Origin of the sequence: Aestuariimicrobium sp. p3-SID1156, from assembly GCF_025144225.1 — a bacterium.
Lineage (GTDB): Bacteria > Actinomycetota > Actinomycetes > Propionibacteriales > Propionibacteriaceae > Aestuariimicrobium.
Genome location: NZ_JALXXB010000001.1, coordinates 66,475 through 90,739, shown reverse-complemented (window position 1 = coordinate 90,739; position 24,265 = coordinate 66,475). Strand labels below are relative to the sequence as shown.

The 24,265-nt window shown below is 66.8% G+C and carries 19 protein-coding genes; 17 read left to right on the top strand and 2 right to left on the bottom strand.

Translation table 11 applies throughout. The features are described from left to right. Positions 1 to 5 precede the first annotated feature (5 nt). From M3G03_RS00400 to M3G03_RS00345, 12 genes are all read left to right on the top strand, one after another. Positions 6 to 1,025, top strand: a complete 1,020-nt coding sequence (locus M3G03_RS00400; RefSeq protein ID WP_259807276.1) for a carbohydrate ABC transporter permease — start codon at positions 6 to 8, stop codon at positions 1,023 to 1,025. Continuing rightward, the gene (locus M3G03_RS00395; protein WP_259807275.1) at positions 1,022 to 1,846 is read left to right on the top strand and encodes a carbohydrate ABC transporter permease; all 825 of its coding nucleotides are present in this window, start codon (positions 1,022 to 1,024) and stop codon (positions 1,844 to 1,846) included. The genes M3G03_RS00400 and M3G03_RS00395 overlap by 4 nt, the downstream gene beginning before the upstream one ends. A 63-nt stretch (positions 1,847 to 1,909) precedes the next feature. Beyond that, complete coding sequence (locus tag M3G03_RS00390; RefSeq protein WP_259807273.1) at positions 1,910 to 4,150, top strand: family 43 glycosylhydrolase; 2,241 nt, start codon at positions 1,910 to 1,912, stop codon at positions 4,148 to 4,150. Positions 4,151 to 4,290: 140 nt separating this feature from the next. Beyond that, entirely contained in the window at positions 4,291 to 5,205 is a 915-nt protein-coding gene (locus tag M3G03_RS00385) for a glycoside hydrolase family 43 protein (protein WP_259807271.1), read from the top strand. A 31-nt stretch (positions 5,206 to 5,236) separates the two neighbouring features. Beyond that, positions 5,237 to 7,069 (top strand): glycoside hydrolase family 2 protein, encoded by a 1,833-nt coding sequence (locus M3G03_RS00380; protein ID WP_259807269.1) that lies wholly within the window; start codon positions 5,237 to 5,239, stop codon positions 7,067 to 7,069. Continuing rightward, on the top strand, positions 7,066 to 8,085 hold the full coding sequence (locus tag M3G03_RS00375; RefSeq protein ID WP_259807267.1) for an aldose epimerase family protein: 1,020 nt from the start codon (positions 7,066 to 7,068) through the stop codon (positions 8,083 to 8,085). Before M3G03_RS00380 ends, M3G03_RS00375 begins: the two co-directional genes overlap by 4 nt. 22 nt (positions 8,086 to 8,107) lie before the next feature. Further along, positions 8,108 to 9,118, top strand: a complete 1,011-nt coding sequence (locus M3G03_RS00370; RefSeq protein WP_259807264.1) for an acyl-CoA thioesterase — start codon at positions 8,108 to 8,110, stop codon at positions 9,116 to 9,118. Between the two features lie 54 nt (positions 9,119 to 9,172). Then, positions 9,173 to 9,592 (top strand): DUF5318 domain-containing protein, encoded by a 420-nt coding sequence (locus M3G03_RS00365; RefSeq protein WP_259807263.1) that lies wholly within the window; start codon positions 9,173 to 9,175, stop codon positions 9,590 to 9,592. Further along, positions 9,585 to 11,906 (top strand): transglycosylase domain-containing protein, encoded by a 2,322-nt coding sequence (locus M3G03_RS00360; RefSeq protein ID WP_259807261.1) that lies wholly within the window; start codon positions 9,585 to 9,587, stop codon positions 11,904 to 11,906. Before M3G03_RS00365 ends, M3G03_RS00360 begins: the two co-directional genes overlap by 8 nt. A 45-nt stretch (positions 11,907 to 11,951) precedes the next feature. Then, positions 11,952 to 13,373, top strand: a complete 1,422-nt coding sequence (locus tag M3G03_RS00355) for a hypothetical protein (RefSeq protein ID WP_259807258.1) — start codon at positions 11,952 to 11,954, stop codon at positions 13,371 to 13,373. Then, positions 13,370 to 14,551 (top strand): mannosyltransferase family protein, encoded by a 1,182-nt coding sequence (locus M3G03_RS00350; protein ID WP_259807255.1) that lies wholly within the window; start codon positions 13,370 to 13,372, stop codon positions 14,549 to 14,551. The genes M3G03_RS00355 and M3G03_RS00350 overlap by 4 nt, the downstream gene beginning before the upstream one ends. 19 nt (positions 14,552 to 14,570) lie before the next feature. After that, positions 14,571 to 15,974: an O-antigen ligase family protein gene (locus M3G03_RS00345; RefSeq protein WP_259807254.1), complete on the top strand. Its 1,404-nt coding sequence runs from the start codon at positions 14,571 to 14,573 to the stop codon at positions 15,972 to 15,974. Here the strand turns inward: M3G03_RS00345 and M3G03_RS00340 are convergent. Beyond that, positions 15,875 to 17,281, bottom strand: a complete 1,407-nt coding sequence (locus M3G03_RS00340; RefSeq protein WP_259807252.1) for a lipopolysaccharide biosynthesis protein — start codon at positions 17,279 to 17,281, stop codon at positions 15,875 to 15,877. The two genes, M3G03_RS00345 and M3G03_RS00340, sit on opposite strands and share 100 nt — an antisense overlap. Positions 17,282 to 17,368: 87 nt before the next feature. Between M3G03_RS00340 and M3G03_RS00335 the strand changes: the two genes are divergently transcribed. From M3G03_RS00335 to M3G03_RS00320, 4 genes are all read left to right on the top strand, one after another. Continuing rightward, positions 17,369 to 18,820 (top strand): O-antigen ligase, encoded by a 1,452-nt coding sequence (locus M3G03_RS00335; RefSeq protein WP_259807250.1) that lies wholly within the window; start codon positions 17,369 to 17,371, stop codon positions 18,818 to 18,820. A gap of 123 nt (positions 18,821 to 18,943) precedes the next feature. Further along, the gene (locus M3G03_RS00330) at positions 18,944 to 19,516 is read left to right on the top strand and encodes an acyltransferase (RefSeq protein ID WP_396121852.1); all 573 of its coding nucleotides are present in this window, start codon (positions 18,944 to 18,946) and stop codon (positions 19,514 to 19,516) included. A 5-nt stretch (positions 19,517 to 19,521) separates the two neighbouring features. Next, on the top strand, positions 19,522 to 20,601 hold the full coding sequence (locus M3G03_RS00325; protein ID WP_259807885.1) for a DegT/DnrJ/EryC1/StrS aminotransferase family protein: 1,080 nt from the start codon (positions 19,522 to 19,524) through the stop codon (positions 20,599 to 20,601). A 3-nt stretch (positions 20,602 to 20,604) separates the two neighbouring features. Then, positions 20,605 to 21,600 (top strand): Gfo/Idh/MocA family protein, encoded by a 996-nt coding sequence (locus M3G03_RS00320; RefSeq protein ID WP_259807246.1) that lies wholly within the window; start codon positions 20,605 to 20,607, stop codon positions 21,598 to 21,600. Between the two features lie 241 nt (positions 21,601 to 21,841). Here the strand turns inward: M3G03_RS00320 and M3G03_RS00315 are convergent, their stop codons facing one another. Continuing rightward, the gene (locus M3G03_RS00315; protein ID WP_259807245.1) at positions 21,842 to 22,747 is read right to left on the bottom strand and encodes a type IV toxin-antitoxin system AbiEi family antitoxin domain-containing protein; all 906 of its coding nucleotides are present in this window, start codon (positions 22,745 to 22,747) and stop codon (positions 21,842 to 21,844) included. 329 nt (positions 22,748 to 23,076) lie between these two features. Between M3G03_RS00315 and gcvT the strand changes: the two genes are divergently transcribed. After that, the gene (gcvT, locus tag M3G03_RS00310; protein WP_259807244.1) at positions 23,077 to 24,252 is read left to right on the top strand and encodes a glycine cleavage system aminomethyltransferase GcvT; all 1,176 of its coding nucleotides are present in this window, start codon (positions 23,077 to 23,079) and stop codon (positions 24,250 to 24,252) included. The last annotated feature ends 13 nt before the right edge of the window (positions 24,253 to 24,265 follow it).

The window sequence follows — 24,265 nt, the reverse complement described above, 5'->3', positions numbered from 1 at the left end:
CTCAGATGACGACCAATCCGACCATCGCCACGCCCCCGGCTGCCACTGTGCCGGGGGCGGGGCGGCGCCGGCGGCGTCCACGCCTCGCCGGCAACCCGATGGTGCCCTGGCTGTTCATGGCACCGTTCCTCGTTCTGTTCGCGACCTTCACAATCGCTCCAGCCTTCTACGGGCTGTACATCTCGCTGCATGACTGGGATTTCACGCTGCCGGGGCGCCCCTTCGTGGGATTGCAGAACTACAAGGACCTGTTCGATGCGGAGTCGGTGACCTACAAGCCGTTCTGGAACGGCATGAAGAACACCTTCCTGTTCGTGCTGTTCAGCGTTCCGTTCCTGGTGACCCTCCCGCTCCTCCTGGCAATGCTGCTGCATCGCGAGTTCCCGGGTAGGACCTTCTTCCGCGCCACGATCTTCGCCCCGTATGTTCTCGGTGTCTCAGTCATCGGCGTGATGTGGAAGTACATCCTCGACGCCCAGTTCGGCTTCCTCAACCGAATGCTCGGGGCGCAGATCAACTGGACGACCGAACAGCCCTGGGCGTGGATCTCCTTGGTGGGCATCACCGTGTGGTGGACCATCGGCTTCAACGCGATCATCTACATGGCCGGTCTGTCGGACATTCCGGAGGAGCAGTACGAGGCCGCTTCGCTCGATGGGGCCACCACCTGGCGGAAGTTCACCCACATCACGCTCCCCGGCCTGCGCCCAGTGCTGATCTTCATCCTCATCACCACAGTGCTCGCCAGCGCGAACATGTTCGGTCAGTCCTACATGGTCACCAACGGCGGTCCGAGCGAATCCACCAAGACCGTACTGATGGTGATGACCGAGCTGGGCTTCGGTCAGTCCCGTGCTGGAGCTGCGGCTGCGGCGAGCTACATTCTCGCGATCTGTCTCGGCATCGTGTCGGTCATCCAGTTCTGGCTCATGCGTGATCGTGATGCCGCTGCAGAGCGAAAGAAGCAGAAGCGGGCAGCCAAGGAATTCCAGGCACGTCGACGGGCTGAGGAGACGAATCGATGAAGCGCCGACCCAGTGTGCTGATCTACCTAGCCCTGCTGTTCCTGGCGGCGGTGTTCGTCCTGCCGATCGCCTACATGATCATCACGGCCTTCAAGACTCGTGTCGATTCCCAGACCTCGCCGCCACGATTCCTGCCACGGGCCTGGACCACCGACTCGTTCACGAAGTTGTTCAACGATCCAGGCTCACCTGTCCTCACCTGGCTGGGCAATTCCGTGGTCGTAGCCACGATCTTTGCCGTGCTGTCGGTCACGATCTGCGCCATGGCGGGATATGCCGTGGCTCGTATGGAATTCCCCGGTCGCAATGCTGTCTTCGGGACGATCATCGGGATGATGTTCATCCCCGGCTTCGTGTTCCTCATGCCGAACTTCGAGCTGATGAGCAAGCTGCAGTGGTTGGACTCCTACCAGGCGCTGATCTTCCCCGGTGCAGCGAGCGCCTTCGGGCTGTTCTTCATGAGGCAGTTCTTCCTGTCCCTGCCCAAGGAACTGGAAGAGTCAGCGCGAATTGATGGAGCAGGACCCTTCCGTACCTTCTTCAGCATCATGTTGCCCAATGCACGTCCGGCCATCATGACGCTGCTCGTCATCCAATTCCTGGCGAATTGGAATGACTTCATCTGGCCCCTGTACACCCTGTTCAGCGACGACAGGTTGACCCTTCCCGTCGGCCTCGCACGACTTCAGGGTGCCTACACCATCGACTACCCCGTCATCATGGCAGGCGCAGCGGTCGCGGCGATTCCAGTGCTCATCCTCTTCATCTTCCTGCAGCGCTACATCATTCAGGGTGTCGCTGCGTCCGGCCTCAAGGGTTGAGGTCCCGACCACCTGTTGGCTGTTCGCACCCCTCGGGGTGTCCCTTCCGAAAGGACAAGGATCGTGTTTTCCCGTGTGACCCGCTCCATCCTGGCCGCCACTGCTGCCATCGCCATCGTCGCCGCTTGTGGAGTGTCAGGAGCGCAGGCCGCCGCCCCTGGCGACACGTACTCCAACCCCGTCTCCCAGTCCTTCGCGGACACCTATGCCGACCCCGCGATCATCCAGGGGAAGGACGGATGGTGGTACGCCTATGCCACCGCAGATCCTCTGAGGTCCGGTGGCCCCTCCGTCATCGGACACATCACTCGAACCCGCGACTTCAGCTCCTGGGAATACGTGGGGCCCATCTTCACCAGCGCCAACCGGCCCAGCTGGGCCACCCGCACGGCGGGCCTCTGGGCGCCCGACGTGCGCTACATCAATGGCAAGTACGTCATGTACTTCACCGTGACCGACACCACTCTCAACCCGGGCAACGACAATGCGATCGGCGTGGCCACTGCGGACTCGCCTGCTGGTCCCTGGGTCCCGACCGACCAGCCTCTGGTCGCTCCGCGGGGTCCGAAGGGGGATTACTACTGGACCATCGATCCCGCGGGATTCACAGATACCGATGGCAACCAGTACCTCTACTGGGGCTCCTACTACGGCGGCGTCTGGGTCACCCGCGTCAGCAAGGACGGATTGACAACCACTGGGGAGCCCAAGCAGGTGGGCCACTGGGACCGCTATGAGGGGTCCTACGTGGTGGAGCATGACGGTTGGTACTACTTGATGGCGTCCTCCGCCAACTGCTGCGCTGGCCCTGCCACGGGCTACTCCGTCTTTGTCGGACGCTCCACGTCACCCATGGGACCCTTCGTGGACAGGGAGGGTCGTGACATGAACGCGTCCGTCACCGGTGGCACCATCCTGGCCACCCAGAATGGCAACCGGTGGATCGGCGCAGGTCACAATGCCATGATGACGGACGCGCAGGGGCGTGACTTCCTCGTCTACCACGCGATTCCGAAGGACAACGCGTGGTTGAACGAGCCGTTCGGCATCAACCGACGCCCCATGCTCATCGACAAGATCGACTGGATCGATGGCTGGCCGGTCATCAACGCCGGCTTCGGCCCTTCCGACACCCCGATGCCTGGACCGGTCACCACGTCGCTGGTCAGGGCGACGCCGTGGGAACCGGCCAATGGGCTCCATCGTGCCAAGGCCGTCACCGACCCCCAAGGCGGCGTCAGCGCGAGGATCGATGGCCGCGTCAGCACCGAACAGATCCCTGCTGGAGACGTTCGGGTGCGCTTCGACCTCAAGTCCGAGCAGCCCGCGACCGTATTCCTTGGTGAGAAGAACCGACAGATCAAGGTCTGGGTGGATCCGATGGCTGGGACGCTGACTGCCTCGGCGAACGGTCGCACGGTCACCGATGTCCTGCCTGCCGCTGAGGGGTGGAGGACCGTCGCCGTCGAGCTCGACAAGGGTCGACTGACGGCCTACGTCTCGTCGGAGGACTTGGCAGATCCTTCTGCCATCGTGCGAATGGACTTGGGTGACTTTGAACTTCCCGCCGCTCCGCTCAGGATCAATGGCAACGGGTTGGTCGACAACCTCACCGTCGCGCGTCCTGCGGTGGAGGACACCGTACCCAGCCCGCAGCCGAAGCCCGGTACCGTGCTGCTGACCCAGGACTTCAGCAAGCCGCTTGATTCTGGCTGGTCGTGGATACGTCCCGATTCGAGCATCAGGACTTCCCCACAGGGGCTGACCTGGCCACTGAAGGGTGTGGACCTGACTGGTACCGGTGGATCGGGTGCGCTCCTTCTGCGGGATGCACCAAGCGGTGACTGGATTGCCGAGACCAAGTTCACCCTTGATCTCGGCTCGGGCACGAACAACCGCAACTTCCAGCAGGCCGGCCTGGTGGTCTGGAGGAACGACGACGACTTCGCTCGGCTCGGGTCAGTGTCCATCTGGGGCACTCGGACGGTGGAGTACGGCCGTGAGCTGGCAGCGGGATCCGATGGCCGCCTCATCTATGGCGGAGCGATCATCGGGGCCAACGCCTCGACCATGTGGATGCGCATAGCCCACCACCGTGACGCCGCGGGCGACCTCCTTTATCGGGCCGGCATCAGCACGGACGGCGTGCACTGGATCTGGGGCGCCACATGGACCTTCCCGGCAGGTTCGACACCTCGAATCGGTATCTATGCCGGCGGCGGCGCCTCCCCGGCCGCCAACGCCGTCTTCCACTCGTTCACCCTCTCCGAGGCGCAGTCAGCTCCCGGAACCTGGCCTCGGTGAGTAGTGATCTTCGCGTGATGGTGTTCTCCCGTCGCAATTTCTCTCTCGCGGGAATGGGTACCGCTGCCGCAGCGCTTTGTGCGTGCAGCGGTACCTCCCCGGGCGGGGCCTCGTCCACGCCCACGACCCCAGGGGCGTCCGTGAACGGCTTCACCAACCCGGTGTACCCCTTCGACTTCCCGGATCCGCAGGTCCTCGTCAACGGGAAGGGCAAGTTCATCGCCATTGCCACGAACGGCAATGGCATGAACGTGCAGGTCCTCCGCAGCGACGACATGGTCACCTGGGAGCAGGGTTCGGATGCCCTGCCCAAGGTTGGCGCGTGGTCGAGCCCGGGCAAGGTTTGGGCGCCCGAGGCCATCAAGTGGACCGACGGCACCTACCGGCTGTATTACACGACCCGGGGCCCGGACCCGGAGGTCCAGGCGATCGGGGTCGCCGTGAGCGACAGGCCTGAGGGCCCCTACGTTGACGAGCAGAAGGGGCCGCTCGTGTACGAGCCCAAGGAGGGCGGCTCGATCGACGCGTCCCCCTTCATCGACTCGAAGGGACGTGCCTGGCTCTACTGGAAGAACGACGGCAATGCTATCGGTGTGACCAGCTGGATCCGTGTCCAGCAGCTGTCCGAGGACGGAAAATCGCTCGTCGGCAAGCCCACCAACCTGATCAAGAACGACCTCCCCTGGGAGGACATGCTGGTCGAAGGGCCGGCCATCGTCGAGGTGGACGGGGTCTTCCACCTCTTCTACTCCGGCAATGGCTTCTGGACGGACAAGTACGCCGTGGGCCATGCCGTGGGCGACTCGCCGACCGGACCTTTTACCAAGGATGCCGAACCGGTCCTGGTGACCAACGATGTGGCCGCCGGTCCCGGGCACAACCAGCTGATCAAGGTGGGGGAGCAGTGGTGGACGGTGTACCACGCCTGGCTCCCCGGTGGCATCGGCGACAGCATGACCGGTCGCCAAATGTTCCTTTCCCGCGTCGAGTTCAACGGCCGCACCGTCACAATTGAGCCCCCACTCGCCGCCAACCCCCACAAGCCCCTTCCCTGAGTCCCCGTTGACCCCTGAACCTGGAGTAGCCATGACCACCTCGGCCGCAACGCTGGCCTGCACCTCCCCGGCTTCGAAGCAGGACGGGCACTACCCACGCCCGCTGATGGTCCGCGGGAAGTCGACCCTGCTGGACCGCAAGGTCGGCTTCGCCCACGATGACGACCTGGTGGGCCTGGATGAGAGGTGGTACAGCAGTGCCGAGCCGTTCTCGCGTGAGATTCAGCTGCCCTTCCCTCCGGAATCGAAGCTGTCGGGAATCGAGGAGACCGGCTATCACCCGTGCGTCTGGTACCGCATTGAGATCACCGCCGCCGATCTCGAGTCCGCCGGTCACAGCGAGGGACGCCGGCTGGTGCTGCACTTCGGTGCGGTCGACTATGAGACCACCGTCTTCGTTGATGGTCAGCAGGTCGGCACCCATCTGGGTGGGCAGACACCCTTCAGCTTCGACATCACGAGGGCGCTGGACCCAGAGGTCGACACCCATGTCGTTACGGTTCGTGCCTTCGACGACCCGCTGGACTGCCGCCAGCCCCGCGGCAAGCAGGACTGGCTCCCCGAAGCGCACGTCATCTGGTACCAGCGGACCACCGGCATCTGGCGCACCGTGTGGCTCGAGTCGGTTCCGCCGCTCCATCTCACCCGTCTGGTCTTCCGTCCCGACATCACCTCAGGCCGAGTCGAGGCGCTGGTTGAGCTGAACCGTCGTCCGGCCGAAGCGACCCAGGTCGAGATCGCCATCGCCTTCGACGGTGATCTGATCGGCCACACCACCGCTCTGCTGGCTGAGCAGGCAGCGACCGTCACCGTCGATCTGACCCGGGTGACCAACGGTGTGGACCTCGAGCGGTTCGTCTGGATGCCGCAACGTCCCGTGCTGATGGACGCCGGGGTCGTGGTGCATGGGGACATCCCCGACGAGACCCGCTCCTACCTCGGGTACCGCCAGGTGGGTGCGAGCCGGGCTGGGATGACCATCAACTCCTTCCCGATCTACCTCCGCTCGGTGCTGGAGCAGGGCTACTGGCACGAGTCGTGCCTGACCCCGCCCTCGGTGGAGGCGATGAAGGCGGAGGTTCAACTGATGCTCGACATGGGGCTCAACAACTGCCGCATCCACCAGAAGGTGGAGGATCCGCGCTTCCTGTTCTTCTGCGACACCATGGGCCTCACAGTGTGGGGCGAAACTGCCTCCGCCTATACCTTCGATTCGGTGGCCATCCAGCGATTCGCGGTCGAATGGGTCGACATCGTGCGGGCCAATGAAGGGCATCCCTCGATCATCGCCTGGACCCCGTTCAACGAGTCCTGGGGAATCACCCATGTTTCCCGGGATCCCGCCCAGGCTGCCTTCAGCCGTGGCATCTCCGACCTGACCCGGGCCCTGGACCCGACCCGGCCGGTGATCTCCAACGATGGTTGGGAGCACGCCGATTCCGACCTGCTGACCATCCATGACTACGAATGGCGCCGGGAGGTGTTGGCCGACAGGTACACCCTCGATGGCATCCAGACCATGCTCGCGACCACCGGCCCCGCGGGACGCGTCCTGGTCGTCGGTGAGGACCAGTCCTCGGAAGCACCCGTCCTCCTGACCGAGTTCGGTGGGGTTGAGTTCGTCACCGTCCCCAGCGCCGACCAGACCTGGGGATACTCCTCCGCGCGAGACGCCGATGACTACGAGCGTCGCATGCGCGACATCATGGAGCCGGTGCTGGCCTCCAGCATCGTGCGAGGCTTCTGCTGGACCCAGCTGACGGACACCCTGCAGGAGGCGAACGGCTTGTGCGATGAGAACCGCGTCCCCAAACTGCCGATCGAGACCCTGCGTGCCATCTTCACCGGAGAGGACACGAAGTGACCGAACTGTTCGGTACCACTCCCACCGGCGAAGACGTTCGCCGTTACACCCTGACAAGCCCCTCGGGAGCTCGACTCCAGCTGCTCGACCTGGGTGCGAGCGCCAGCAGCTACCGCCTGCAGGCCGGGGACGCCGGGAGTGAGGTGCTGGTTGGCTTCGATACCCTCGCCCAGCATTTGATCGGCTCGGCGAGCTACTTCGGCGACGTCGTCGGCCGCTATGCCAACCGCATCGCCAACGGACGTTTCACCCTCGACGGGGAGGAGTTCGTTCTCGACACCAATGAGGGGACCACCAGCCTGCATGGCGGCCCTGGAGGCATTTCAAAGCGGGTCTGGCGCGTCACCGACCAGACGGAGGACGTCATCACTTTCGCGCTGACCAGTCCTGATGGTGACCAGGGCTTCCCCGGCGAGGTGGAGATCCGCGCCACCTACCGGCTGCTGGACGATGGCTTCGGGCTTGAGCTGGCAGCCACCACCGACCGCGCCACTCCGCTCTGCCTGACCAGTCACCTGTTCGTGAATCTGGCCGGTGGCGGCAGCCTCGACGACCACGTCCTCACGGTGGATGCCGATGGCTATGTGCCGATCGACTCCGCTTCGATCCCAGTGTCGGGTCCGGTCCTGGTGGAGGGCACTCCCTTCGACCTGCGCCAGGGGGCCCGGATCGGGGATCGGGTGCGCGAAGCCCACGAGCAGATCGAATTGGCCAAGGGCATCGACCACTCCTTCGACCTCAACGGATCGGGCTTGAGGGTCGTTGCCACGCTGGAGCATCCGGGGTCCGGGCGACGGATGGAGTTGCACGCCGACGCGCCCGCACTCCAGATCTACACAGGTAACTTCCTGGACGGCACCTGGGCCTCCCGCAATGGACGCCTTCGGCAGGGTGACGCCATCGCACTGGAGCCCCACGTCCACCCGGATTCGCCGAACCAATCCTGGGCTGACGATGTGATCCTGCGTCCGAGCGAGGAGTACCGCAGCCGGATGGAGTGGCATTTCAGCGGTTAGCGTGTTGCCCTACGCTCATCCCATGGCTCCCAGAACCTCCACGACCATGCGGTTCATGGCCGCTCCCACCGACGTGCTCTTCTCCGACTCCCTCGGTGTGCACGGGGGACGCGTCCTGCAGTGGATCGACAAGGGTGCCTATGCCTGCGCCACCCAGTGGAGTTCGCAGTACTGCGTCACCGCCTACTTCGGCCACATCCACTTCACCCGACCGATCCCCTCGGGCCACCTGGTCGAGGTGCGTTCCCGGATCGCCCACACCGGGCGCTCCAGCATGCACATCGTCAACGAGGTGCTCTCGGCTGATCCTCGCGACGGGGTCTGGACCCGCGCCTGTGACTGCCTGGTGATCTTCGTCGCCGTCGACGAGCACGGCCAGCCCACCGAGGTCCCCTCCTTCGAGCCCTCCACCCCGGCCGAGAAGCACCTGAAGGAGGCGGCCCTGTCCCGGATCGAGTTGCGCGAGGCCATCGAGGAGGAGATGGCCAAGCAGGTCTACACCGACGCCGGAACGGCCCCTCGCCTGACCACGCGCTTCCTCGCCAAACCCACCGACGTCAACTGGGGCGGCAAGGTCCACGGCGGCACCGCCATGGAGTGGGTCGACGAAGCCGCCACCGCGTGCTCCATGGGATGGGTTCGCCGCCCCACCGTCGCCGTGTACGCTGGTGGAATCCGCTTCTACAAGCCCATTCACATCGGTGACCTGGTCGAGGTCGAGGCCCGCCTGCTCCACACCGGTAAGCACGCCATGCACATGAGCGTCCACCTGCGCAGCGGCGACCCGCGCACCGGAGAGGACATGCTGCAGCCGGCCCTGCACTGCTCCGCCACCTACGTCTCCCTCGATGACCACGGGAGGCCGCTGACCGCACCGCAGTTCCGGCCCTCCACGCCGGAGGACCGGGCGTTGTGGCAGCACGTGGAGACCCTGCGCGGGTTGCGCGAACAGTACGGACCGCTCCCCCTGGTCGACGATGAGGAGGGCGAGGGTGGCTGGCGTGTGATCGCGTCCAGCGCGGAACGTCGCTGAATGCCCTGACACGTGTCCACAGGACTCTTGGCGCGACCACTTACCCTTGATGTGATGTGGTCGCAACGTCAGGAAGTCAGTTATGCGCTGCAGCGCCGGGCCAAACTCGAAGCGCTGAGGCGGCCCGGTCGTGCGCTCAACGAGGACGACCCCTGCGACGCCGAGCCGATCCTGGTCAAGTCCGCACTCCACCACGGGCGCCTGGCCGGGCAGGAGTGCCCAATCTGCGCGTCCGACCGGTTGATGCTGCTGGACTACGTGTTCGGTGACCAGCTCGGCCAGTATTCGGGGCGGATTCGCAGCCCGGAGGAGCTGGAGGAGATGCAGGACTCCTTCGGAGAGTTCACCGTGAGGGAGGTCGAGGTCTGCCCCGACTGCCGGTGGAACCACATGACCCGGTCCTTCGTGCTGGGTGATGGCAGGAAGCGGCGTGCCCCGCGCCGCGAGGAGACAGTCGAGGACATCTATGGCTAGGCGAACCACGACCGGACGCGCTCCCGCGAAGGGACGCAGGAAGCCGGGGCATCGACGTCGATCCCCGATCCTCACCTTCGTTGGGCGCAGCTTCGCGGTGCTGGGCATCCTCAGCCTCGTGCTCGCGCTGGTCGCAGTCATCGCCGCCCTGGTCTTCTACCAGCGCACCGAGCTGCCCGACCCGAACAAGGACTTCGCCACCAACACCACCTTCATCTACTACCGCGACGGCACCACCAAGCTGGGCAATTTCGCGGTGCAGAACCGACAGACCATCCCGTACGCCGACATGAGTCAGTACGCCAAGGATGCGGTCATCGCCGCGGAGAACCGGACCTTCTGGACCGACCGGGGCATCTCGCCCAGCGGTATCGCCCGCTCAGCCTGGTCCATCCTCCGCGGCGGCGAGATCCAGGGTGGCGGGTCGACCATCACCCAGCAGTACATCAAGATCTACTACCTCACCTCCGACCGCACCATGACCCGCAAGATGCGGGAACTGGCGTTGGCGGTGAAAATGGGGCGGGAGAAGCCGAAGGAGGAGATCCTCCGGGACTACCTCAACACCATCTACTTCGGCCGTGGCGCCTACGGTCTCCAGGCGGCCAGCCGCGCCTACTTCCTCACGGACGCGAAGAAGCTGACCCTCGAGCAGTCCGCAGTGCTGGCGTCCGTGCTGAACAACCCGACCATGTTCGATCCGAGTGCGGGCGCCAAGAACGAGGAACGGCTGCTCAACCGGTACCGCTACGTCCTTGACGGCATGCTCGAGATGGGCACCATCACCCAGGCCCAGCATGGCAAGGCATGGAAGGCGCTGCCGCCGTTCCCCGAGGTGCCGCTGAACAACCGCTATGCCGGGCCTCAGGGGCACCTGATGGCGATGGTCCACGAGGAACTCCTCAACCAGGGCTTCACCGACGCCCAGATCAACGGCGGCGGCCTGCGGGTCACCACCACGTTCGACGCGATGCTGCAACAGCATGCGATCAGCACCGCCCAGTCGATGACCCGCAAGGTCGCCAGTTCGGCCGAACCACAGCAGGACGCGGCCAACCTGCACGTGGCCATCAGTTCGGTGGACGCCACGAATGGTGAGGTGCTGGCCCTGTACGGCGGCCCCGACTACCTGAAGAACTCCCGCAACTGGTCGACCACCGCGCGCCCCTCGGCGTCCACCTTCAAGGTCTGGGCAGCGGTGGCCGCACTGCGCAACGGGAAGAGCCTGTACTCCCAGTTCAACGGCAACACCTTCACCCCCGAGGGCGATGCCACCGAGGTCCGCAACGAGTTCGGCTACCAGTACGGCGAGGTGAGCCTGTCCGAGGCGTTGGAGAAGTCTGTCAACACCGCCTTCGTGGACATGACCCAACAGCTGCAGAGCGGCCCCGCCAAGGTGGTCAAGGCGGCCAATGATGCCGGCATCCCCACCCGCTCCGGCTGGGACCTGAACAACCGCATCGCGCTGGGAACGGCCGAGGTCAGCCCGCTGGACAATGCGATCGGCTTCGCCACTCTGGTGAACAGCGGCAAGCGCAGCAACGCCCACGTCATCAAGCAGGTCAAGGACATCAACGGCAAGACCCTGTTCACCGCCAAGGGGGCCACCACCCAGGCGATCGAGAAGCCGATCGCTGCCGACGTCACCCACGCGCTGAAGTCTGTGGTGGACCAGGGCACCGGTCGGGCCGTGAGCGATCTCGGTTTCCCCATCGCCGGCAAGACGGGCACCTCGGGGGTGGAGGAGCGGATCACCTCGGCCTGGTTCGTCGCCGCGACCCGCCAGATCTCCACCTCGGTGATGTTCGTGGCCGGCGACGGCGGCAACGGTGACCTCGACCCCTACAAGCGCCCCGGTGACGGCACCTTCTTCGGCGGCACCTACCCGGCCCAGACCTGGGCTGAGTTCATGAAGGTCGCGATGAAGGGCAAGGAGCCCCTCGACTTCGACGAACCGGCCTGGGTCAACACCGGAAACCGCGAGGAACCGAGCCGGGCCCCCGGGACCAATTCGGAGCCGTCGGTCACGGTCCCCGAATCGAGCCAGGCACCCACGACCTCCGAACCCGCCACCAGCAGCGCCCCTCCGACGACCGAGGCACCCACGAGTTCTGCCACGGAGACCACCACGGAGCCCAGCACGTCTGCACCACCGACCCAAACCACCGAGGCTGCTCCCGAGCCGACTCAACCCACCCGCCCGACGCAGCCACCTGCCGAGCCGACCACCCGCCCGACGCAGCCGCCTGCCGAGCCGACCGCCCGAACGACGGCGGCCCGCACCTCCGAACCGACTGCGTCCACCGGTCCGTGATGTGGTGACGCGCCAGCTGGGCTGCAGACGTGGCACAGTGTCCGGGTGAGCGTGGCTGAACAGATGGGGTTGACGGGTAGGCGGTTGGGTGGCCCCAGCGGGCGTCATGCCCGGCCGGCCGGCCTCTTCTATGACCCGGCGCCCTGGGTGCTGCTGGTCGCCACGCTGCTCTGGTGGGTCAGGATGCTGCATCAGTCCACCTGCATGCAGACCAACCCGAACGACCCGATCAAGACGATGCTGCGGATGTGCTATTCCGACGTGCCGATCGTTTGGGCCTCCAATGGCTGGTCGCGGGGCCTGCCGACCCTGGGGGACGCCACGCAGCTCCCGCAACTGCCGGTCATCTCCTTCCTGATCAGCGTGCAGCGCATCCTCCTGGAGCTCTTCCTGCCCGCCGGGTCGGGACTCAGCGCCCAGCAGGAGCTCAACCTGGGCAATGTCTTCCTGGTGACCAATGCCGTGGTCCTGTTTTGCTTCTTCCTGGCCTGGGTCGTTGCGCACATGCTGATGGGACGCGACTCGACTCGCGGCCGCCGCCGTGATGCCCGCGGTCGCCTCGTGTCGGGCCCTGCTCGCAGCTTCGACGCGCTCTTCATCGCCTCATCGGTGGGGATCCTGAGCACCGGGCTGATTGCCTGGGACCTGGTCGCCCCCGCCCTGACAGCCGTCGCGCTGATGCTCTGGACGCGCGGACAGGTCCTGGCAGCGGGGGTGTTGACCGGCGTGGCCCTGGGCGCCGGCATCGCCCCCATGGTGCTGGTGCTGGCCCTGGCGATCTGCTGCGTCCGCGCTGGTCAGCTTGAGGAATTGCTGCGCTACAGCCTGGGCCTGCTCGCGGCCCTGCTGGTGGTCGTGGCGCTGGCCGCGACCCGCAGCGCCTCTGCGGTGCGGCGCGCGTACCTGGCCCAACTCGACCCCGAGGCTGGGCTGGGGTCGATGTGGTACATCCTCAAGGACGCGGGGCTCGCCGGTCAGTTGATCCCCGGTCTCAGCAAGGCCACGATCGCAGTGGCCTTTGCCGGCATCGCCCTGCTCGCCCTGCGCTCGCCGCGCCGGCCCCGGGTGGCCCAACTGGCCTGCCTGTTCATGCTCGCCGGGCTCATGCTCGCCCCCACCTACTCCCCGCAATACGTTCTGTGGGGCCTCGGCTGGGTGGCGCTCGCCCGCCCGAACCTGCGTGACTGGACCCTCTACAGCGGCGCCGAACTGCTCTACTTCCTGGCCGTCTGGGGCCACCTCCAGGGCAACATCCGCCTCGGCCCGGGTGAGGACATCGGCTACCCGCCGGCGATCATCATTCGTCTCGCGGCCTCCGGCTGGATCGTGTGGACCATTGTCCGGGACATGCTCGAACCCTGGCGCGACCCGATCCGCCGTTTCGGTGCGGACGATCCCCAGGGCGGGACACTGGACGGGGTGGCGGATGCCGCCTGGATGACCACCCCGCCCCTCCCCGCCCGATGAGCCGCCCCCGCTCACGGGCCGTGGCGAGGGCTGCGCAGCCCGCGCTGGCGGTGGCCATCACCTGGGCCGCGAGCAGGCTGTTGCTGGTGGGCGTCCTGGTGTGGGTCGCGGCCGGCAACCGCCCCGTGCGTGAGGCCCTGCGCGGCTGGGATGCCGCGATCTACACCCGGCTGGCCGAGCACGGCTACACCAAGGACACCGATGTCGCCTTCTTCCCCGGCCTGCCGCTCGTGCTGCGGGGCCTGCATGCCCTTGGCGCCGACACCGCCCTGGCTGGGGCGCTGCTCTCATTCCTCTGCTGCGGACTGGCCGCCTGGGCGCTGTACCGGCTCGGATCCCGAGGGTGGGGTTTCGGCCCGGCCTCGCAGCCCGCCACCGGAGCCATCGCTGCCGGTCTGTGGCTGCTCGCGCCCACTACCGTCTTCACTTCCGTGGCCTACACCGAGGCACCCTTCTGTGCCGCCGCCTTCTGGGCCTGGGAACGGGCCCGCGACAAACACTTCGCCCAGGCCGGGGTCCTTGCCGCGCTGGCCTGCAGCCTCCGCATCTCCGGGCTCTTCCTGGTCGTCGCTCTGCTCGTGCTCGCCCTAATCGGCAATGGTGATGACGAGGTCTGGCGCGACGACTGGTCCATCCGCCTCAGGGACGCCGCCTGGCTGCTGCTGCCCCTGGCGGTCCTCGGCGCCTACGCCTGGTGGCTGCACGGACTCACCGGCTCCTGGACCGCCTGGCTGCAGGCCCAGCAGGCCGGCTGGGGGCGCAGGTTCACCCACCCCAAGGATGCCCTTCTGCACACCTGGCGAGCCGCGCAACCGGAGAGCTGGCCCGGACGCAGGCTGGTGGCGCCGGTCTTCTTCGCCGAGATCGTCGCGATGGCGGTGGGCCTGGTGACCACCCTGGCCTGCCTGCTGCGCAAGCGCTGGGCCGAGGCCGCCTGGGTCGGCGTCCAACTGGCAGCCTTCGGCACCAGCTACTGGTACATGTCGGTCAACCGCGCCGTGCTGCTCTGGTTCCCGCTCTTCCTGATGCTGGGGGCGGTCCTCGGCCGCCCCTTCCACCGCCGCGGACGCCGCGGGGGCGAACTCGAAACCCTCACCCTCGGCGTGCTGGGTACGCTGTCGGTGATCCTGGCCGCGACCTGGGCCTGGCTCTACTACTCGGGGCAGTGGGCCTCCTGAGTGCATCCGAGGGGGCCTTGTGAGTACTGAACCCGGCCGCCGGGCGCGCCAGCGATGGGGCCTGTGGACGCTCACCAGCTGGCTGCTGTTCCCGATCCTCCTGCTGATGCAGCTGTTCGACCTGCGCCGGGGCCTGGTCGGGCCGGGCTGGGTCTGGAGCGCGTTGCTGATCGGCTTCAGCCTCTTCCTGCTCGTCGGGGCACCGCTGGCGATCACCCTGCGAGCCCGCCTGTCACGGCCGGCTTGGACGGTCGCCGGGCTCTTCACCGCCCTGGTCGCCTGGGGGATCGGGTCGGCGTTGGTCAGCGGACCGCCGCTGTGGCCCTGGCGCACCCTGCCCACCGCCGCCCCGCCACGCGTGCTGATGCCGGCGCCCCTGCTCTACCGCATCGTCCCGCTGGTGACCGCGTGGGTCACCATGGCCGCCGCCGCGCTGGCGATGGCGCTGATACCCGCTCGCTCCCGGCTGGAGCGGATGTGGTGGCTTGCGGCGCTGATGCTGGGCAGCTCGCTGGCCCTGTGGCCGCGCGCGATCGAGGTCCACAACTCGCCCCGACTGGCCACCGGTATGGGCGGGTCGTCCACGGTCCACCTCGTCTTCCTGCTCTGTGCCGGGCTCTTCCTGGGCGCCTTCTGGCAGCGCCACCGGCCCCGCGCCTCGCTCGCGTTGGCAGCGGTCTCGGTCCTGTGCTTGTTGATGACGGGATCGCGGGCAGGCTTGCTCGCGCTGGCGGCGTTCGTGGTGCTCGTTCTGGCCTGGATCGGTGCCAAACTCAACCCCCGCTTGGTCCTCGCCGTCCTCATTGCAGGAGTGGTGGGGCTGGGTCTGGTGCTGCTCACCCCGGCCAGCCGCCTGCTCAACTTCAGCGACCCCTGGCGGGTCATCAATGCAAGGACCGCCCTGCGGCTGTGGACTGCGGACCCGCTGGACCTGCTGTTCGGGGTCGGGTCCGGCCGGGTGTGGCCCTGGTATGCCTTCGACGCCCGCTTCTACTGGCTGCCCTGGGGTGGACGCCTCCGCACCAGCGCGGGTGACCTGCTCACCAACCCCCACTCCGTCCCGCTCGGTGTGGGCGTTGAACTAGGCCTGGTCGGGCTGCTGCTGCTCGCCGGCATCATCGTGCTCCTTCTCGTCGCGGTGGGGGACGCCTGGCGTACACGGGGCCGGGCCTCTGGCGAGAACGGCAGGGCGGGAGCGCGCGAGGGCGTCCTGCTGGCACTGGTTGCCAGCCTGGTCACCTTCGTGTTCGACTACTACCTGCTGAAGAACTTCGCGGTCAGCTTCTGGTGGTGGGTCGCAGTCTTCGCCACCCTCGGCGGGGTTCAGCGCTCGAGCGGACCCTCATCGGTGACGACCTCCTCGGCGGCCTCGACCCGTTCGTCCGCAGAATCCTCGGCGTCCTCAACCCGGTCAGAGGGCTGACCGAAGCCCCGGTCGAACTGCCAAGCGACCAGCAGCGCCAGCAGCACGAACCCGACCAGCAGGCCGGCCATTGACCACGCCACCAGACCCATCGTCTCCAGCAGGTCATCGTGCCGGAACCAGATGATCGACAACGGCACCACGCAGTAGACGATCGCGAACAGCAGCATCGTGAACTGGCGCCGCACCACCACGAACACCGTGCTGATCGGGGAGGTGATGAAGTTCATGAAGAGCCAGGGGACCAGCACCTGCGCCACCAGTCCGGCGACCTGCCACCTCGCGCCCAGCACGAAGGGGATCAGCCATGGTGAGAGCAGCCAGATCAGCCCAAAAGGCACGATGCCGAGCAGGACGCCGCGCAGGACAGCCTTGCGCACCACCGACAACATCCGCCCGCGGGCGACGCGGACCAGCTGGGGGAAGAAGACCTGCGAGACCGCCGCATTGATCAGCGACATCGGTGCCTGCAGGGCCCGCCAGGCCAGCGAGAACTGGGCGGAGGCCGCGACTGAGAACAGCGCCGAGATCATCATCAGGATGCCGTTCAGGCGCACGGAGTCGACCAGCGCATTGGGCCCGTTCAGCAGGGGCATCTTCTTGTGCTCGGCTGCCAGCGTCCGCATCGAGGCGACTGGGCCGGTGACCGCGTACTGCCCGCGCGTGTGGCGGAGCAGGTTGATCAGCGACGTCGAGTACCCCACCAGGGCGGCCACCACGAGCCCGAAGACGCCCAGGTGCAGCAGTCCCGCGCCGGCTTGGAAACCGGTGACCGAGGTGACCTGGTGGATCTTGTTCTGGGCGACCTGCTTGAAGTTCTTCGTGCGGGTCAGCCAGTAGGTCATCGTGGTGAGCTGGGTGATCAGCCAGGCCAACGGCCCAGCGGCATAGAGCCACTTCGCCAGCTCGGGGACCAGCCGTTTGTCCGCGTCATTGGTGAGCAGGTCCGCCACGGTGGGGGCCAGGAAGATCATGGAGACGGTGAGGACCAGCGCCACGACGGCATTGATCAGCGTCGCGAGCTTCAGCAGCTGGCGGGCTTCGTCATCCTTCTCCGGGAGCACGATGGCCAGCTCGTAGCGCCCAGCTGCCACTGGGCTGACCATCTGGGCAGCTCCCAACACCAGCGCGAAGATCGCCACCGCTTCGGGCTCGAACAGGCGTCCCATGATGATGACCGAGACGATGTTGAGGACCTGCGCAAACGCGGTGCCCGACATCAGGGTGAGCACATTGCGCACGAACTCGTTGCGGATGCGTGGGGTGCGGGTGGACAGAGGCTTCGCCTCACCCGTCTCGTTTGTCACCTGCACGACCACCTCACACCCGATGAGCCTACGGGGGTGAAGCATACGCGGACGCTGCTGACCGGGCGCATGCCTAGACTGGCACGCATGGCCCCTCCCGACCACCCCGTCGAGCCGGGCGTCCTCCACAGGGCGGCAGGGTGGTACGGCACGGCATTCCTGGTGCTGGTCTGCCTGATGAGCGTGGTGAACCTGGAGGGTCCCCTGCCCGGCACCGCGTATGCGCAGGGTTTCACGGCCGTGATGCCCTTCTTCCTGCTGACGGGCGTGGTGCTGTTGGTGCTTCGACTCCGGGGACGCGGCAGCGGGCCGCGCATCACCCATGGCGCGCTGGATCCTGAGGACATCTCGCTGGGCCCGCTGGGGCTCCCGCCGCTGGTGGTTCGGTGGTTCCTGCTGTTCGGGCTGGCATTGTTCGGGTGGGCGATCACCACCACCTTCTTCCATCGACACGAGATCTGGGTCGGCCCGCAACGCGTCGTGCGCGAGGTGCCGGAGTGGCTGGTGAGGGTGCCGCTACTCAACGGTGTGATGGCGATGCTGGCCGGGTTCCTGGTGATGGCGGTCACCTCACGATCCCAACGGACTCCGCTGCTGTGGCGGCTCTCGGCGCTGATGGTGCCGATGACGATCATCGGCTGGGCTCGGGTCTCGATCACCCAGGGGCGTCCGGTGATACGCCTGTGGACACAGCTCGGCAATGCGGCGGTCTATCCGATCGTGGTGCTGCTGTGCATGACCATCGCGATGGCCTGTGCCGTTCGGCGTTACCGGACGCGGATGAGCCAGTGGATCGCTGTTTTCCACCTCATCTTCCTGTTCCTCACCGCCTCCCGTGGCGGTCTGGTGGTGCTCGCCGTGCTGGTGCTGCTGCTGGTGGTTCGGCTCGCCCGGCGACATACCGGAGCCGGGGAACGGCTCCGCAGACTGCCGCCCTCGGTGCTGGTCGTCGGTTTCCTGGGGGTGCTCGCGGCCACGGCGGTCTCGCCGATCCTGGGGCGTCTGGACCAGAAGTCAGGGCGGCTGATGAGCTGGCGGGCTGGGATCGCCGCCCTCGAGGGGGACTGGGCCACGACCTTGTTCGGGCTGGGCAGCGGCACGATCTGGCCCTGGTTCGCCTATGAGTCAGGCTGGCAGGGGCTGCCCGGCTCGCGTCGGGTCTGGGGACCATTCGGTTACGTGCTCTACCACGCGCATTCGCTGTACGTGACGGTGCTGGTGGAGCTGGGGATTCTCGGGACCCTGCTGCTGGTCGCGATGCTGTGGCCGCTGGTGGCCCAGTGGTTCCGCGGCGGGTCGACCCCGCTGGTGGTGCTGGTGTCAGGGGTGTGTGCCTGCCTGGTCGGGTTCACCTTCGACCTCTACCTGTTCAAGAACTTCGGCGTGTCGATGCTGTGGTGGACGCTGGCCTTCGGGGCGCTCATGATCGGCTCGGACGAGAGCTGGGCCCGGCGTCACGCAGTGCCCGACATGCTGGGGCCCGACGCGCCGGTGCGCGAAACCGGGTTCCGGGGGAGTGAGGAACGGCAAAGGACGTGAGGGGTCGCCCACTCGGCGCGTCCGGCGTGAAAGAATGCGAACACTGGCCAGCCGGCTGCCGCCGGTGGGCCGAAGTTTCTGGGAGGAAATGTGAGCAACGCGCGAATCCAACCCACCGCTGACATGGACGACAACGTCGAGATCGGTGATGGGTCTTCGGTCTGGCACCTGGCGCAGGTGCGTGGTGGAGCACGGATCGGCAAGAACGTCATCATTGGCCGAGGCGCCTACATCGGCTCCGACGTGCACATCGGTGACAACTGCAAGATCCAGAACTACGCGCTGGTCTACGAGCCCGCCGAACTCGCCGACGGCGTGTTCATCGGCCCGGCCGCCGTGCTCACCAACGACACCTTCCCGCGGGCCTGCAACCCGGACGGATCGTCCAAGAGCGCCCATGACTGGGAACCCGTCGGCGTGAGCCTGAAGAAGGGCGCCTCGGTGGGGGCACGCGCCGTGTGCGTCGCCCCCATCACGATCGGGGAGTGGGCGACCGTTGCCGCAGGCGCTGTCGTCACCAAGGACGTCCCGGACTACGCTCTGGTGGCGGGCGTCCCCGCCAGGCGCATCAAGTGGGTCGGTCGTTCCGGCTTCCCGCTGGAACCCGCCGGCGAAGGACGCTGGAAGGACCCCAAGACGGGCGATGAGTTCGTCGAGAACAACGAGCAACTCACTCTGGTGGAGGAGACGAAGTGAACGCCATGATTCCCGCAGCCAAGCCGATCATCGGTGACGACGAGCGTGCAGCAGTCGACCGCGTCCTGCAGTCGGGCATGATCGCCCAGGGCCCGGAGGTGAAGACCTTCGAGGAGGAATTCGCCCAGGTCATGACCAACGGACGCACCTGCGTGGCCGTCAACTCCGGCACCTCCGGGCTGCACCTGGGCCTGCTGGCCTGCGGCATCGGCCCCGGCGACGAGGTGCTGGTGCCCTCCTTCACCTTCGCCGCCACCGCGAACTCGGTCGCCATCACCGGCGCCACCCCGGTCTTCGTCGACATCGAGCCGGACTACTTCTGCATGGACCCGGCCGACGCCGAGGCCAAGATCACCGACAAGACCAAGGCGATCATGCCGGTGCACCTCTACGGGCACCCCTTCAACGTGGACGCCTTCCAGGCCCTGGCGAAGAAGCACGGCCTGATGCTCTTCGAGGATGCCGCCCAGGCCCACGCCGCCACCTGGAATGGTGCCCCCGTCGGCACCTTCGGCCAGTTCGGCATGTTCTCGCTGTACCCCACCAAGAACATGACCTCCGGTGAGGGCGGCATGGTCTCCTGCGAGACCGAGGAGATCGCCCGCCAGGTACGCCTCATCCGCAACCAGGGGATGGAGAAGCAGTACGCCAACGAGGTCGTTGGCCTGAACAACCGCATGACCGACGTGCACGCCGCCATTGGTCGCGTCCAGCTCACCAAGGTGCTCGACTGGACCGAGAAGCGTCGCGCCAACGCCAAGTTCCTCAACGAGAACCTCGAGGGCGTCGTCGTCCCGCCGGTCGCCCCGGAGGCCACCCACGTGTACCACCAGTACACGATCCGCGTCGCCGAGGGCCGCGACCAGGTCGTCGACACCCTGCGCAATGAGTACCAGGTCGGTTGCGGCGTCTACTACCCGATCCCCAACCACCGCCTGGAGACCTTCAAGTCCTCCGAGCACCTCGAGCAGACCGAGAAGGCGGCCGCCGAGGTCATCTCGCTGCCGGTGCACCCCTCGCTGTCCCAGGAGGACCTCGAGCGCATCGTGACCGCCGTCAACGCTGCGGTCAAGGCAGGTGCCTGAGCCATGGCGAACCTGCGTGCAGGCCTCATCGGCATTGGCTCGATGGGCAAGAACCACGCCCGCAACCTGAAGGCCATCGACGGGGTCGACCTGGTCGCGGTGGCGGACGCCTCCGGCAAGGACCCGTTCGGTGTTGCCGACGGGATGCCGGTCCTGCCGGACATCGATGCCCTGCTGGACAACAACCTCGACTACGTCGTGGTGGCGGCTCCCACCGCGTACCACGAGGAGATCGGCCTCAAGATTGCCGAGGCCGGGGCACATGCCCTGATCGAGAAGCCGCTGGCCGCGTCCACGCAGGCAGCCCGCACCCTGGCCGAGGCCTTCGCGTCCAAGGGCTTGATCGGTGCCGTCGGCCACATTGAGCGCTTCAACCCGGCGCTGCAGAGTTTGCGCAAGCGGCTGGAGAACGGTGATCTGGGCGACCTCTACCAGATCGCCACTCGCCGTCAGGGGCCCTTCCCGAACCGCATCGCCGACGTCGGTGTGATCAAGGACCTCGCTTCGCACGACATCGACCTGACTGCCTGGGTGACCCAGCGCAAGTACGAGTGGGTCGCTGCCCGTTCGATGTTCAAGTCTGGACGCCAGTATGAGGACATGGTCACCGCGACCTGCACCCTGACCGGCGGTCTGATGAGCAACCACATGGTCAACTGGCTCACCCCCGCCAAGGAGCGTCTGACCATGGTCACCGGTGAGCGCGGCATGTTCGTCGCCGACACCCTGACCGCCGACCTCACCTTCTACGCCAACGGCACCGTCGAGACCACCTGGGACGACATCGCGAACTTCCGTGGTGTCTCCGAGGGTGACATGACCCGCTTCGCCATCCCGAAGCCCGAGCCGCTCCGCACCGAGCATGCGAACTTCCGTGACGCGGTGCTGGGCAAGGAGGGCGCGACCATCGTCACCCTCGATGAAGGCGCCCGCGTCGTCGAGGTCTGCGAGGCCATGATCGAGTCCAGCCGGACCAACGAGTTCGTCAAGATCGACTGAGGCCACTCGCCCACGGGTGCGCTCGAGCGGGGCGCGCCCCCACCCCGGCACCCCCTCTCGCTACTACGCCCCGTAATTTCACACTCGGACCGTCGACGTCGGCGGTCCGAGTGCGTATTCGGGGTGCCGAGTGCGGATTTACGGCGCGTAGTAGCAGCTCCTGGGGGACCGGACGCAGATGAGACTCGGCCAGCCCGGCCTTCCCGTCCATGACCGTCGCGCCCTGCGTTTTCCGCCGATCTCAGGCAGCGGCGCGAACCCTCGCCAGCGCCGTCCTGAGACGAGCCACGACCTTCTTCGGCGTGTGCCACAGCTCGTCCCACGTCCATCGCACCACGATCAGACCGAGGCTTCGCAGTCCGTCCTCGCGTCGCTTCTCATCCCAGACAACCTGGGCAGGGTCACCGGCATCGCCGCTGTATTTCACCCTGCCATCAAACTCGCCGACCACGCCTCCTCCCCACCAGAAGTCGACCCGGGCACGGCCGCCTGGCCAGGTGAACTCCTTCTGCAGCTCGGTGGGAGGCAACGCTGCATCGATGAACATCATGCGGCTGAGTGATTCGCCGACACTCTCGGCACGGGCGTCTCCGAGCAGGACAGCGCGTCTGGCCATCACCATCCCCGGAACACGTGCCGACCGTTCAAGAGCCGCCAGCACCTCCTCGAGCGTGCATAGTTGCCGATGAAGAGCGTCGTCCACCGCAGCGACCGTCCATCGCAGGGACTCGTGGCGTCCGAGGTCGACGAGGGTTCGCGGAACGGTCGTCACGCGCATGGCGTCGAGCACGTCCTCGTCGAGTTCCTGCAACTGCCCTCGCGTCACCTGTATGCCAGCCCGGACGCGTCCAGCACGCGCCCCGGGCACCGTCAGGTGCACCTCTTCACGCGCAGAACTCGGGACCGGCAGATTCCATAACGTCGCGGCGGAGCCGTGGCTGATCACCGCTTCCGGACGGTCCAGCAGAGCTGCTCGGCACGCCAGCGCGTGGCGTCCCCTGACATCAAGCTCGCCGATGCCCTCACGTGCCCAGACGTAGTGACCGCGGCGGACGCGCACCAACTGTCCCTGACGCTCAAGGCGCAGGATCGTTCGGTCGTCAAGTCCGGTGGCGTGGAGGTCGGTGCGCGAGTGAATGGCGATCATGCGGCAACCCTGCGCGGGCCGGTGCCTCCCAAGGAAGGGCTCCAGGAGGACGGACAACACTCGGACGCATATCGCCAACACCTGCGCCCAGTGCGACAACACCTCGGTCGTGTTCTGGTGAGCTCCGAGCCTCGCGGTGTGCGGCCGACGTGGAGCCGGTTCAACGCACTCGGCACCTCATCTACGCACTGGGACCGCCGACGTCGCCGGTCCGAGTGTGAAATTACGGCGCGTAGTAGCGGGAGGAGGGAGGCGCTCCAAGGGGATATCGTGGAGCGTCACCCCATTGGCTAGAGTGGGCCGCGGTCCAGACTCAACCGAGGAGACACATGTCCGACGTGACCGCCGGGGCGATGAGGCCCCGACAGAGCCCGTTGCACAAGGTCCACGCCGATCTCGGCGCCACCTTCACCGATTTCGCCGGATGGGACATGCCCGTCCGCTACACCTCCGACCTCGAGGAGCACCACGCGGTCCGCAGGTCCGCCGGCCTCTTCGACCTCTCCCACATGGGCGAGATCCGGGTGACCGGCCCCGATGCCGAGCGCTACCTCGACCACGCGCTGGCCGGCAAGCTCTCCGGCTTGACCCGCGGACGGGCCAAGTACACGCTGCTGCTCACCCCCGAGGGCACCGTTCTGGATGACCTCATCCTCTACCGCCTCGCCGCCAGCGCCGAGGGCGACGACCGCGACGAGTTCCTGGTGGTCGCCAATGCCTCCAACGTCGATGCCGACTGGGACGCCCTGAGCCGGCGCGCCGAGGGTTTCGACGTGGAGCTCACCAACGAGTCCGAGCAGACCGCTCTGGTCGCCGTCCAGGGCCCGCGGAGCGCAGAGATCATCACCCGCGCTCTGCTGGCGTCCACCGGAGAGGCCCGCGCCAACGGTTTCGCCGTACAGGACATCTCTGACCTGAAGTACTACCGCTGCCTGGCGGGCACCTTTGACGACGCCCCCCTGCTGCTGGCTCGCACCGGCTACACCGGCGAGGACGGCTTCGAGCTCTACGTGCCCATCGAAAAGGCCCAGGCGCTCTGGGACCTGCTGGTCGAGGCCGGTGGCGACGAGCTGCGCCCCTGCGGCCTGGCGTGCCGCGACACCCTGCGCCTCGAGGCCGGCATGCCGCTCTACGGCCATGAGTTGTCCACCCAGACCCTCCCGGCGCAGGCCGGCCTCGGTCGCGTGGTCGCCCTGACCGCCAAGGAGGAATTCATCGGCCGCGAGGGCATCGAGAATGCCGACATGACCGGGCGCCGCGTCCTGGTCGGCCTGGCCGCCGAGGGACGCCGAGCCGGTCGTGCGGGCTATCCGGTCGTCACGGCCTCCGGCGAGACGGTGGGTGAAATCACCTCCGGTACCCTCTCGCCGACCCTCGGTCACCCCATCGCGATGGCCTTCGTCGACCCGCAGTACGCCGATGAGGGCACTGAACTTGCCCTCGACGTCCGCGGCAAGCAGGTCCCCGCCACGGTCGTCCCGCTCCCGTTCTACCGGCGCGCCTGACCCCACCCCACAC